Below are 12,379 nucleotides of genomic sequence, written 5' to 3'. Positions count from 1 at the left end.
CCAAGTCATCGTCGAACACGATGCTGTTCAAGCCATCATCTTGGCTTGCCGCCGTTGTGTCTAGAGTGAACGTCAGCTCGCTGCTGCCTGATATATTACCCGCTGCGTCGGTTTGACGAACGGTGATCGTGTTGTCACCTTCCGTTGGTACGGGTGCGGTTGTCGTCCAGTTTCCGTCAACGAGGTATTCGACTGTCGCACCCTCTTCGGTGCCGCCGACTGTGAAGCTGCCGTCGTTGGTTAAGAAGTCATCCGCCGCTGAGCCAGAGTCCGTATCCAGTGTCAGTGTTGGCGCATCTGGCGCTGTTGTGTCTAGAGTGAACGTCAGCTCGCTGCTGCCTGATGTATTACCCGCTGCGTCGGTTTGACGAACGGTGATCGTGTTGTCACCTTCCGTTGGTACGGGTGCGGTTGTCGTCCAGTTTCCGTCAACGAGGTATTCGACTGTCGCACCCTCTTCGGTGCCGCCGACTGCGAAGCTGCCATCGTTGGTTAAGAAGTCATCCGCTGCTGAGCCAGAGTCCGTATCCAGTGTCAGTGTTGGCGCATCTGGAGCTGTTGTGTCTAGAGTGAACGTCAGCTCGCTGCTGCCTGATGTATTACCCGCTGCGTCGGTTTGACGAACGGTGATCGTGTTATCACCTTCCGTTGGCACTGGTGCGGTTGTCGTCCAGTTTCCGTCAACGAGGTATTCGACTGTCGCACCCTCTTCTGTGCCGCCGACTGTGAAGCTGCCGTCGTTGGTTAAGAAGTCATCCGCCGCTGAGCCAGAGTCCGTATCAAGTGTCAGTGTTGGCGCATCTGGAGCCGTTGTGTCACCTATGGTCTCGCTGTCTGTGCCTAGGTTATCCGAACGAAAAGCATCAAGAAGACTCAGGCTTTGGGTGCGAGACATACCCAGCGCTTCAAAGCCCGTCGTTACAAATTCAGTGCCTGGAATAGTTTCTTCACCGTCGCGCTCAATGGTCCCGCTACTCACTAAGCTTGAACCACTTTCACCGGCGGCTGTTGCAAACTCTTCTCCGAGTTCCGTCGGATCTTGACCTTCTTCTAAAGCCGCAAAGATATTTGCAATGTCTTGGTCTAGTTCTACTTCACCGCCATCTTCAGGCGAAAAACGCTTGACTGAAATTGGAGACTCAGAGTTTTCGCTTTGGGATTCAAGAATGACATCCCCCGCTTGCAATGGTTGGCCGTCTTCTAGGACTTTAATTGTACCATCTACTGAAACAACAATGCGTTGACCAAGTGCTAATACACCGCTCGCATTCAATACTGTCATATCCATATAAACCCCTAAAACCCATTTCTCAATCAAAACGTCAAAATAGTGACATTGTATTTATAATATTAGATAAAATATAACACCTAACACTATATAATTCATAGTTATGAATGCATATTTTAACAAGGCCGTATACACCATGATGACAATGGTCACACATACCAATACTCAAAGCACCTCTAAATTTGATATAAGTTATTGTGCTAAAGGAAAATAATTGACATATTAATAGGTATTCTAAGTGCATCAAAACATCATAATACGCACAGCGATCGGTTAACAACTTTACAACCATTTATGAGCGCCAGTTGTAGCGATCGTAATTTTTTTGGCGGTTCATCTGAATTTTGTATATTATCGTGCAAAATTAAGATTCGGGTGTGACTCATTTTGGAGAGATGCAAATTGAATAGGATTCAAACGACGACCGTAGGACTAGCTGTAGCACTGACCTTTCCTGCTGCTGCACAAACTCTTGAGCAAGCTGTTGCTTTTACGTTGGAAAGCAACCCTGAAATCAAAAGTGCTTATAATGAATATATCAGTAAGCGTTATCTTAACGATGCTTCTGGTGGTGCTTATCGACCAAGTATAGACTTAGATGGTGGCATTGGTTACGAACATACTGATCTTGCTACAAACCAAGACACAACAGATCTGACTAGAAAAGAAGCAACGATCACGTTGACCCAGTTGATATGGGATGGTGCTAATACATCAAATGACATCGACCGCACTGCCGCAGATGCAGAGTCTGTACGCTATCAACTACTATCTAACGCGCAAGACATCGCTTTAGAAGTCACAAAAGTTTATCTTGACGCAGTGAAAGCCTATGAAGTGCTTTCCCTGTCTGAAAACAACCTAGCCACGCACAAAGAGATATATAGCGATATTCGTAAACGTGTTGAGTCAGGTATTGGTTCGACGGCGGACATGTCACAGGTAGAAGCTCGTATTGCGAAAGCGCACGGCAACCTACTCGCGGCTCAAAACAACCTTTTTGATACGCATACACAATTTAAAAGACTTGTAGGTCAATCTCCTTTAGGTTTAACTTTCCCTCGCGCAGATGCTGGCGCAATTCCTTACACGGTTGATGGTGCGTTGGCAAAAGCCTTTAACCAGCATCCAGTCATCAAGATTGCACAAGCCGATGTTGACTCAGCGAAGTTCCAATACAAACAATCTAAAAGTACCAACTACCCAACTGTTTCTTTTGAAGCCGCACAAACTTGGCGTGATGACGCCGGTGGTACAGAAGGCAGCAGCGATGAGTTTTCTGCTATGGTTCGTTTAAGATACAACCTTTACAACGGTGGTTCGGATCAAGACCGCGCGGAAAGTGCAGCCTACCAACTCAACAAAGCCAAAGATCTTCGTGAAAGCACTTACCGCAACGTAGAAGAGAGTCTACGTCTTTCATGGAGCGCACTTGATTTAACGGTTCAGCAGAAAGAGTTCCTATCTGACCACGTAGACTCGGCATCAGACACGGTTATCTCATATGAGAAACAGTACCGCATCGGTAAACGTACCCTTCTCGACTTGCTTAACACCGAGAATGAATTATTCGAAGCTCGTAAAGGCTATTTAGATGCTAAATATGACGAGCAATACGCAAAATATCGCGTAATGAACGCAACTGGTAACCTACTCATCGGTTTACGAGTTGAGATCCCAGAAGAATGGAATGAAAAGGTGGAATATTAATGAAGCTTACCAACACCGTATTATCGCTTTGCTTCATGGTTGTATCTGCCAATGCTTTAGCTGAAAACAACGAGGACGAATTTGAATATCGTGCCCTTCCACCTGTTACTCAAATTTACGACCTTCAAGATGATGACAATGACGGTGTAATCAACGCGCGAGATTTATGTCCCGACACACAAATTGGTGCTGAGATCGATAACGACGGTTGTGGTTCATATTTCGAGTCATCAGAGAAAAGAGAGCTTCATATACTCTTCGCCAATAACTCTACAGAAATTAACCCTGCCTTTCTTAGTCAGATACGCCAAATGGCCGCATTTTTGAAGCGTTACGAGGGCACGACGATTGAATTACAAGGCTACGCGAGTAAAGTGGGTAATGCTGAACATAATTTAAAGCTGTCAAAAGACCGAGCATCACACGTAAGGCGCGCACTTATCAGCAATGGCATTCAACCGTCGAGAGTGAATATCGTCGGTCACGGTGATTCTGATTTTAGTAGTGATGACACCCAAATCAATCACGCATTACATCGGAAGGTTGTCGCTTCTGTTGCAGGATTTAAAGGTAACATTAAAGAAGAGTGGCACATTTTCACCAAAATCAAAAAGTAGCTTGTACACTACTTTCACCATACTGAATCGCTATCTTAAGTTGACGTTTCAGTATGGTGATAATTCCTTGAATAGCATGTACCTAAGCCGTCTATAATGTTAATCTTGCCCCGTTATCAACATAGAGAATTAATCCATGAGCAAACTAACAGCTGATACTCAAGCAAATCTAGAACTTTTCGTTTCTGAAACACAAGAAACTAAACTGGTATGGGGCCTTCGCAATGAAGAAGGTTGGCTAGCATGTGACTCAAGTGAATTCGAAAACAGTGAAGTGATGCCATTTTGGTCTTCAAAAGAAGATGCTCAAACTCACAACGTTGAAGAGTGGGCTGACTTCGAAGTATTAGAAATTCCACTAGATATCTTTGTAGAAGATTGGTTACTGACTCTTGCTGAAGACGGCGTTCTTGTTGGTACTAACTGGAATGCAACTTTAGAAGGCAAAGAACTTGAGCCTTCTGACCTAGCGAAATTATACATCTAATTTCCGATATCGGTCGTGCGAATCGTGCGACCGATATACCTCTGATTAATATCAACAAATAAGAGACCTACCTCGCATAACCTCATAGCCACATCATTCAAAATTTGAAGCAATGTCAAATTAATAATAGAATATCGTTCTTTATCTGATTGATAGTCTCTCGTGATCCACTCCGTTTTTATTACCTTTCTGCTTCTCATTAGTTTTAATTCTTACAGCCAATTATCAACGTTAGATCGTGACCACAATTCATCAATCTATGCCTCCAAGTTAGACGTCAATGCTACTCCAAATGCCGATTGGAACGCGCTTTATCTCTCTACTTTAAACCACTCCCCTGAGCGCGCATTAAACATGCTGCAAACACGCTATGTCGGCTCAACAGTTTACGGAGACAAGCTTTACCTTGCATCTCTTCTGTATCAATACATGAGCCACCGAGATCAACCGTTCTACGGAATCGCTTCAAACGACAGTGACTACCAAGCGATAGAAACCGCGTTTATTTCTGCTCTGATGAAAGACGGTAAAGGCCAATATAAGGAAGCGCAACAAGGTTTTTTAGCACTTTTGGCGAAAATGCAATCTCGCAGTGATTTGACTGGAAAAGCGTTACTAAAGTACCAACTATGCCGATCGCTTAACGAACAAGCTAAATACCATCAAGCGAACTATTACTGCTCTGCACTTCAGTCAGATTTACATGACATCGCTGACCCCGTATTACCAAAGTTCGGGACTTATCGAGTCATCGCAAACAATCACCATTTCCGCAGTGACTATCAATCAGCATTAGACACTTACTTATCACTGATAAACGTGTTCCCACAAGGGCATGATATTTCAGGGATTTATAACGATGTGGGTAATTTACTCAAAGAATTAGAGCAATATGAAAAATCAGCGGAGTATCTAGAGGAAGCACTCATTCTCAGAGCGAACGCTTCAGATTTAATGAAAGCACAAGTACATCACAGCCTTGCAGATCTCTACCTTAATCAAGAGCAAAGTGATCTAGCAATTGACAATTTTCAGACAGCAAGAACACTGCTGATCTCATCGTCGCATAATTATGGTATCGCACTAACAAGTCTTGGCTTAGGAAAAGCGTACACTCAAACGAAAGACTATGATTCGGCGAGAACCTACTTAGTCGAGTCTCTTTCAGCTTCGAGCGAACTGAGCAATGATGTCATTCGCATCAATGCTTACTTGGCGATCAGCGATATGTTCGAAGAACAGAAATTGCTAACAGAAGCGCTCAACTATGGCCAACAAGCATTAGAATTATCGGAACAAGTAACAAGGCGTAAATACATCGCCCTGTCACTCTTGCAGCTTTCTGATATTCATCAATCACTCAGCGATTACCAACAAGCTTTCTATTTCTACCAGCAATACTCGTCAATACAAATGGAAGCTAGAGACATTGACAATCGACTCGCACTCGAAGCGCTCGGCCTAACTCACGCCAAATATGAACAAGAACTTGAAAACTCTTTCCTGACACATCAGGCGAAACTCGACCGTGTTCAAATTGAAAAAATGGAACATCAAAGGTGGATGTACAACATCGTTGTCATTCTATTGATTTGCGCTGCAAGCTTTACGGTATTGGTAAACAAAACAGTTCGTGCAAAAGCAGCAATTGATGGCTTAACGAACGCATATAGCCGGACTGAGATAATTCGAAGAATCAAAAGAGTGAAACGCTGTAAAGAGACGGAACAACGGCATGTGCTTGTGTTGTTCGATCTAGATAAGTTTAAGAAGATTAATGATGAACATGGTCATCCTACTGGAGATCGAGCTCTGGTCCATATTAGTAAGCAAATTAGAAAGCACTTAATGAAGGGTGAATTGTTTGGTCGCTTAGGCGGTGAAGAGTTTGTCATAATGCTAACCGATACCAAACCATCAGAGGTACGAGAACGCGTTGAAGAATTGCACTACGCTATTTCAAGCACTGTCTTCTTATCTGAAAGCAAAAAGTCACTTAATGTAACCGCGAGCTTTGCTTATCTAGCAACCTCAAACGCATTAAGTGACTTTGATGACCTGTATTCAGTGCTTGACCAAGCACTCTATCAAGCTAAAAGCAACGGCCGAAACTGCATCATCGATGCTTATAACGACCCGATCGACTTACCTGATGTTATTTATTCTCGGTCTGTTTGCGAACCAACTCCGCCATAATGCATTCGCGATCACCGAGGTAATCGTTAAGGCCAACTTTTCTTAGTTCACATGCAGGGCAATCACCACAACCGTCACCGATGATACCGTTGTAGCAAGTCAGGGTTTTATTGCGAACAAGCTCAAGTGCTGAGTACTGGTCTGCTAACGCCCATGTCTCAGCCTTGTTTAGCCACATTAGTGGTGTTTTGATATCAAGCTTCTTGTCCATGCCCTGTACAAGCGCAGAATTCATCGCTTTTACAAAATCATTGCGACAATCAGGATAGCCAGAGAAATCTGTTTCACACACACCTGTAATCACGGTTTCAGCGCCGATTTGGTACGCGTAAATACCTGCCAGCGTTAAGAAAAGAATATTACGACCAGGAACGAATGAGTTCGGCAAACCATTCTCTTGTAGCTCATGAGATACAGGAATATCGTCACGAGTCAGAGAGCTAATAGCCAGTTCATTCAACAGAGTCACATCCATCACTTTGTGCGCTTTCACACCAAGTTCTTTCGACAATGACTCAGCAACTTCAATCTCGAGTCTATGGCGCTGACCATAATCAAATGTAATCGCATGAACTTCATCATACTCTTTTAATGCTTGAACAAGACATGTTGTTGAGTCTTGACCACCACTGAATACTACCACTGCTTTTTTCATCTTAAATCCTTACGAGAACCTTCTACTAGCGACTTATCTTGCCCAGCAAAAATACAACCTATGCGATGCTCAAATATTTGTGAGTTTGTATTGATAAGCGCCAATTGCGCTCAATGCAGGTATCAATACAAAGCTGAGTAGCGCGGTCTTTTTGGCTGATTGGTTGCAGAGCGATAACAGTGTCGTTAGGAACTGCTGCTCGCTCCAATAAACCGTCAAGCTGTTCGATGTCTTTGCTTGTGCCTACTGGATGCTTAATTTCGTTAGCACGTTGCAAGGCGCTATCTAAGATTTCCAGTTTCGCTTTCATCGCCACTTTCGGTGACACCGTAACCCAAGTATCCGATGTGGCTTTAACTTCTGATGTTCCGCTAGTCTCAATCTGACAGCGACAACCGTGCTGCTCAAATGCTTCAGTAAGAGGAACAAGATCATAAATGCACGGCTCACCACCGGTAATCACAATGTGCTTAGCCGTGTAACCTTGCTTGATGTATTCATTCACGATTCCTTGAGCATCAATTGCTGACCAAGTTGGTGAATCTTCTGTCTTAACCATAATATCGCCAAGGCTAGTTTCATCTTCTGGCAACGCTTCCCAGGTCTGTTTGGTATCGCACCAAGAACAGCCCACTGGGCAAATTTGCAGACGAACAAAAACAGCGGGGACGCCAGTAAACACGCCCTCACCCTGAATGGTTTCAAACATTTCATTAATCTTGTACAACTTTCCCTCAGCTCAATCATTTGATGAAATTAATCAACCGCAGACCTTAAAGCACTTCCCCCTTTTGGTCAAACAAATGAGTACTGATAAATGAGTTGATCAAAGCCCTAGCCTGAAGTTTCAAGTTCCCTTATCCTTTCGTCCATTAGATTTTGTTAGCTTTTAATTTTTTAGTAAGGAACAACATGTACAAACTGATTGCTCTTGATATGGATGGCACACTGCTTAATAGTGAAAAAGTGATTTCTCAAGAGAACAAAGACGCGATTGCTAAAGCTCGAGCTGCAGGTGTGAAAGTGGTTCTGGCTTCTGGTCGCCCTTTAGAAGGCATGCAGAGTAAGCTAGATGAGCTATCAATCAACGGCGAAGATGACTTTGTGCTCTTCTACAACGGCTCTATGGTTCAGAATGTGTCCACAAAAGAGATCATTCACAGCGAGATCAGCAATGGTAAAGCCGCGAAAGAAATCGCAGCACTCGCTAAACAACTGGGTGGTTACATTCATGCATTCAGCAAGGTTCATGGTTTAATTACGCCAGAGAACAACGAATACACTGGCATTGAAGCGCGCATTAATGGTTTAAAAATTACCGAGTTCGACTTTTCTCAACTAGAAGACGATCACGAAATCATCAAGACCATGATTGTTGCTGAGCCAATCAAGTTGACCGAAATCATCAGCAAGTTGCCACAAGAACTTAAGACTCAGTTTACGATCGTGCAAAGTGCACCCTTCTTCTTAGAGTTCTTAAATCCAAATTCAAACAAAGGTGTGGGTATTGAAGCGATTGCTAAACACTTAGGTATTAAAGCCGAAGAAGTGATCTGTATGGGAGATGCTGAAAACGACCACCATATGCTTGAGTACGCAGGACTAGGGATTGCAATGGATAACGCAATGGAAGAGACCAAGAAGCTAGCTGACTACATTACAGCAAGCAATGACGACCACGGTGTAGCTGTTGCGATTGAAAAGTTTATCTTCAACTCGTAAGCATTCGAATCGTATCGTTGAAACAAAGAAGGCTGTGCAGTGCACAGCCTTCTTTTATTTTACACGAGTGGTTTAACTATTTCCTGGCCCAAGGCAGACGGAATGCGACAACACCAAATAGAATCAATATTGGAAAACGTAACGTTTCGACAATAAATGAAGCGATGCCACTAAAAGAGACAAAGCTCGCTGCCCAACTGATCAACAGGTTACCGGCCAGTAACATCGCAATAACCCCAACCACGACCTTGAATGAGAACTGACCGACCAAAGGCTTTGAATCCGTTAACGTCACCAAACAAGCAATCGTCATCAAAATAGCCACCCAGAATGAGAAGGTTGGCAGTGGCCAGATAACGGTTAGAACAATTGATAGTAGGCACAGCCCCCACCAAACACCTTTAGAGCTTAATAACACACTGATATCAACATCAGGCTTGGTGTCCAACCTAACGATATGCCACGTTGTTAACGCACCTAATATACCTCCCATCAAGACATCACTAAAGAAAGCACTGCCTGAGTAAGACTTAAACAACATAATCCAAAGTAGACCTGCGAGCACAATCAACAAGGATTTTTGCTCAAACAGGCGTTTAAGCTTCCAAAGCACCAACAAAGTTAAACTAACCCATAGAGCCGCTAGTTGGCTTGGAAAGCTATAGCCACTGCTCATCACCAATTTCAACGTTGGAAGATAAGCGTGCGGACGTGGGAAACCAAAGCCTTGGTGCGCGATTAGCGTAAGCAGTGTCACTGATATCAACGTGAAACCAAACTTCAATGCGAAATTACGGCCAAAATGCCAAGCAATTAACGGCAAGATGATGATGAAAACCCAAGGCTTTGCGAGTAAGTCAGTCAAAAGTACCGTATTAGAAAACACACTCGGTAAATTATCGAACGTGTTTTGAAGTGACACAATCCAGCTCAATTCAACTTGGTGAACTTTCGGCGCAGCGCCCACCAGCTCAGTCACATAAGTCACTGGCTGATCCGTCGCGGAGAGAAACAGTTCGTTAATCTCAGACCACTGTTCTGGGTAACGGTATTGGTTTGCTTCTAACTCAGTAGGAGGAAGTAACATCGCTCTGCTGACCTCGACTCCATAGTGAGGAGCAAACCAAATAGGAAGCTCAAAGCCACCTAGCTCATTTCTAGCTTGATAGCTGATCACTTCAGAGTCAGAGACACAATCAAACACAACGGCGCTGTCGGTGTAACCCAACACATCACCAACGGTGACAGACAAACCGGCCTCTTCCCAAGTTTCACGTTGCGCTGCAATCGCTGGCGGCTCACCAGAAACAACCGTGCCGCCCGGCAGAGATAATTGACCCGTGATCAGTTCATCGACCAACACGATTTGGTTATCAGCACGCACTACACATAAGGCGCCCGCAATATGATCAGGCAAGGTGTTACTCGCCCAAGCGGAAGTAGTGCTCAAAAGAGAAATAATAAGAACTAATAAATATCGAATAACCAACGAATTTACCTAAAAAATAATAGAAAGAAAAAAGACTGCTAATGCATCGAGCCTAGGGTCTGCTGATCTTTTGTGGTGAAGTTTTGTTCGAGATAAAATCGTTTTAGGCGCGGCGAAGAGTATGTAGCCTAGTCATTCTAAGCAAATAGTCTTCAACAAAGAATAAAACGGTTTTAGCCGAACCCTTCGGGCAGCATTTGTGGTTCATTTCTAATGCATTATCGGTTTTCATCTAGGCTAGCTATATGTCAAAGCCTCTGCCTTGTATGAATTCCCCACAAAGTGCTGCAAAAATCAGCGCGGAAGGTCAACAGACCCTATTGTAATTAAATCCACATAAAATCGCTGTCTATGTTTTGTTCAAAGCCTTCCTCATCCACTGAATGTGAGGTGTGAACCCCATTTTTTGATAGAAGTCCTTGGCAGGTGAATTAAAGTCCCAAACCTCAACAAAAACCTGAGTCACGCCGTAGTCTTCAAAAGTAGACTCGACACGATTAAACAGCATCTGGGCGACTTCTGCTTTTCGATATTCAGGCAAAACAAAAAGCTCATCTACACTGCCCATTTGAACCGGTTTGCTCACGGTAGAAATAAGCTCACAAAAATGTCCCGAAATGAAACCGACTATCAGTTCACCTCTTAATGCCACATACACCAAGCACTCAGGATCATCTAAGTATCTTGCAATACTCTTCTCCTGTTCTATCTCTTCTGCTGTTTTAAAATGCTCAGGACAGGCAATGTGATGATGGTGGTGCAGATCGAACATTAACTCGTTAAGTTGTTCGAGATCGGTATGCTTTGCAGCCCTTAAAGTGACGTTCATGACAAGTACGCTTCTTAAACCCAATTAATATCTAAACAGAGTCTAGTTTACTTGCAGTGAGTATCTATACAAGCTATTGAATTAATTCGTTGTTTGAACTGAGTGTTTTAAATACAAAAATGGCCACATAAAGTGACCATTGTTGATTTAAATTGAATCGATTAAGCGTGAATCAGAGAGCTGACTTTATGCACCGTTGTCGTCTTTATTTTCTTTGAGGTCAGCAAGCTGTTGCTCCAGTTCAATAAGCTTAATTTCTGCTTCGACTTCTGCAACTCGCTTTTCAGCGTCAGTACGATTGTCTTGTGCTAGGCCGTCTGCCGTCACTTGAGTTCGTTGAGCATTTCGCGCGTCGTCTGTATCTTTCATAGAACCCGCAACACCGCCAGTCACACCACCTAAAGCCGCGCCTTTAACGGCTAGGCTCGCGTCTCCAGTCAACGCGCCAGCTGTCGCTCCTAGTAAAGCACCACCCACAGCGCCACGGTTACGCGCTGCGTTTTCATTTTCGTTATCCATTGCTGGTGATGCACAACCAGAAAGAGTCACAATCAGTGTCGCTAAAAGGAAAGGTTTAGTGAATTTCATAGGAGTCTCGCTTAGTTCTTCGTTTGGAATGAAGTCATCTTAAATAGAAGCGCTATCGAGATAAATAAAGCTAACTTTAGACGATACATAGTGTTCAGCTATGTATCATTCAACCAACACATAGTTAAAGCGTGACATATGCCTTTGATACGAATTGCTCCATCAAAAACAAAAAAGCGACCATTAAGGTCGCTTCGATAATTCTTCTTTCTACAATGTATCTATCTCAACTTTTATCTTGAGCTTTTATCCTTGCGACCAAAAATTCTGCATATCCACTACGCTAGCGGGCGGCCTTACACCGCAATCTCGATAATGATGTTTATCACCTATTCCGAGTATCTTGCCATTTTCCTCATCAATCATGGCCGCAACTTGAACACCGTCTCCGACATGGCGAGTAAGCACAACGGTTTCACCTGCTCTTTGTGATTTCACTGCGCCTAGAATTTGATACTCAAAGCGGCCTTTCCTTGAATTCACAATCATCTTTGAGTTAATTGGGTCTGCCTCATAGCCAACACCAATATCAAACACGGCTTGATACAAGTCGACACCCGTCTTGGAGACACATTTAAATATCTTAGGGTGGCTTAAAGCCTCCAGCAGCGCTCTACTCGCTTCATCCTTTGAAATACCGGCGCTCGCAGCACCACTAACAAGTAAAGTAATCAACAAAAAGTAAGCTCGCATAAAAAGACCTCATTATTTGTATTTCATAATGAGGTCATAGTAAATGCGATGCATTCGGAGATGAATAAAGCAGAGTTTAGATGAAGCATCACGCCTAGTTATACT

Annotated in this window: 12 protein-coding genes; 5 read left to right on the top strand and 7 right to left on the bottom strand. The window is 43.6% G+C overall.

Annotated features, from left to right (window positions below; all coding sequences use genetic code 11):
- A partial coding sequence (locus OQJ75_RS19190; protein WP_266067262.1) for an Ig-like domain-containing protein occupies window positions 1-1,288 on the bottom strand: 1,288 nt, incomplete at its 3' end.
- A 444-nt stretch (window positions 1,289-1,732) separates the two neighbouring features.
- Here OQJ75_RS19190 and OQJ75_RS19185 point away from each other — a divergent pair.
- The 4 genes from OQJ75_RS19185 (at window position 1,733) to OQJ75_RS19170 (ending at window position 6,298) form a co-directional block, all read left to right on the top strand.
- Entirely contained in the window at window positions 1,733-2,998 is a 1,266-nt protein-coding gene (locus tag OQJ75_RS19185; RefSeq protein ID WP_248391011.1) for a TolC family outer membrane protein, read from the top strand.
- A complete protein-coding gene (locus OQJ75_RS19180; protein ID WP_248371616.1) occupies window positions 2,998-3,615 on the top strand; it encodes an OmpA family protein in 618 nt (205 codons plus the stop codon). The genes OQJ75_RS19185 and OQJ75_RS19180 overlap by 1 nt, the downstream gene beginning before the upstream one ends.
- Before the next feature lie 136 nt (window positions 3,616-3,751).
- Window positions 3,752-4,102, top strand: a complete 351-nt coding sequence (locus OQJ75_RS19175) for a DUF2750 domain-containing protein (RefSeq protein WP_017062305.1) — start codon at window positions 3,752-3,754, stop codon at window positions 4,100-4,102.
- A 162-nt stretch (window positions 4,103-4,264) separates the two neighbouring features.
- Window positions 4,265-6,298 carry a diguanylate cyclase gene (locus tag OQJ75_RS19170; protein ID WP_265974514.1) on the top strand — a complete coding sequence of 678 codons (2,034 nt, stop codon included), beginning with the start codon at window positions 4,265-4,267 and terminating at the stop codon, window positions 6,296-6,298.
- On the opposite strand, the gene queC is transcribed toward OQJ75_RS19170, so the two are convergent.
- Window positions 6,258-6,953: a 7-cyano-7-deazaguanine synthase QueC gene (queC, locus tag OQJ75_RS19165; protein WP_248397007.1), complete on the bottom strand. Its 696-nt coding sequence runs from the start codon at window positions 6,951-6,953 to the stop codon at window positions 6,258-6,260. The genes OQJ75_RS19170 and queC overlap by 41 nt on opposite strands.
- A 58-nt stretch (window positions 6,954-7,011) precedes the next feature.
- Window positions 7,012-7,680, bottom strand: coding sequence for a 7-carboxy-7-deazaguanine synthase QueE (gene queE / locus OQJ75_RS19160; protein WP_323054484.1), 669 nt, complete (start codon window positions 7,678-7,680; stop codon window positions 7,012-7,014).
- Window positions 7,681-7,865: 185 nt separating this feature from the next.
- Here queE and OQJ75_RS19155 point away from each other — a divergent pair, with 185 nt between their 5' ends.
- Complete coding sequence (locus OQJ75_RS19155) at window positions 7,866-8,675, top strand: Cof-type HAD-IIB family hydrolase (RefSeq protein ID WP_265974513.1); 810 nt, start codon at window positions 7,866-7,868, stop codon at window positions 8,673-8,675.
- Window positions 8,676-8,751: 76 nt separating this feature from the next.
- On the opposite strand, the gene OQJ75_RS19150 is transcribed toward OQJ75_RS19155, so the two are convergent.
- From OQJ75_RS19150 to OQJ75_RS19135, 4 genes are all read right to left on the bottom strand, one after another.
- Entirely contained in the window at window positions 8,752-10,164 is a 1,413-nt protein-coding gene (locus tag OQJ75_RS19150) for a bifunctional NUDIX hydrolase/phosphatase PAP2 family protein (protein WP_265974512.1), read from the bottom strand.
- A 349-nt stretch (window positions 10,165-10,513) separates the two neighbouring features.
- The gene (locus OQJ75_RS19145; RefSeq protein ID WP_017631230.1) at window positions 10,514-10,993 is read right to left on the bottom strand and encodes a GNAT family N-acetyltransferase; all 480 of its coding nucleotides are present in this window, start codon (window positions 10,991-10,993) and stop codon (window positions 10,514-10,516) included.
- 186 nt (window positions 10,994-11,179) lie between these two features.
- The gene (locus OQJ75_RS19140; RefSeq protein ID WP_265974511.1) at window positions 11,180-11,581 is read right to left on the bottom strand and encodes a glycine zipper domain-containing protein; all 402 of its coding nucleotides are present in this window, start codon (window positions 11,579-11,581) and stop codon (window positions 11,180-11,182) included.
- Window positions 11,582-11,827: 246 nt separating this feature from the next.
- Window positions 11,828-12,274 carry a hypothetical protein gene (locus tag OQJ75_RS19135; RefSeq protein WP_265974510.1) on the bottom strand — a complete coding sequence of 149 codons (447 nt, stop codon included), beginning with the start codon at window positions 12,272-12,274 and terminating at the stop codon, window positions 11,828-11,830.
- Between the last annotated feature and the right edge of the window lie 105 nt (window positions 12,275-12,379).

It is taken from the genome of Vibrio sp. 14G-20 (assembly GCF_026241515.1).
Taxonomy (GTDB): Bacteria; Pseudomonadota; Gammaproteobacteria; order Enterobacterales; family Vibrionaceae; genus Vibrio.
Note: the sequence above shows the minus strand (reverse complement) of the source record. Positions and strands in the feature narration are given on the sequence as shown.

Coding starts and splice junctions, on each gene's coding strand:
- OQJ75_RS19155 (WP_265974513.1), top strand. CDS start 7,866: ATGTACAAACTGATTGCTCTTGATATGGATGGCACACTGCTTAATAGT.
- OQJ75_RS19140 (WP_265974511.1), bottom strand. CDS start 11,581: ATGAAATTCACTAAACCTTTCCTTTTAGCGACACTGATTGTGACTCTT.
- queC (WP_248397007.1), bottom strand. CDS start 6,953: ATGAAAAAAGCAGTGGTAGTATTCAGTGGTGGTCAAGACTCAACAACA.
- OQJ75_RS19145 (WP_017631230.1), bottom strand. CDS start 10,993: ATGAACGTCACTTTAAGGGCTGCAAAGCATACCGATCTCGAACAACTT.
- OQJ75_RS19175 (WP_017062305.1), top strand. CDS start 3,752: ATGAGCAAACTAACAGCTGATACTCAAGCAAATCTAGAACTTTTCGTT.
- OQJ75_RS19180 (WP_248371616.1), top strand. CDS start 2,998: ATGAAGCTTACCAACACCGTATTATCGCTTTGCTTCATGGTTGTATCT.
- OQJ75_RS19135 (WP_265974510.1), bottom strand. CDS start 12,274: ATGCGAGCTTACTTTTTGTTGATTACTTTACTTGTTAGTGGTGCTGCG.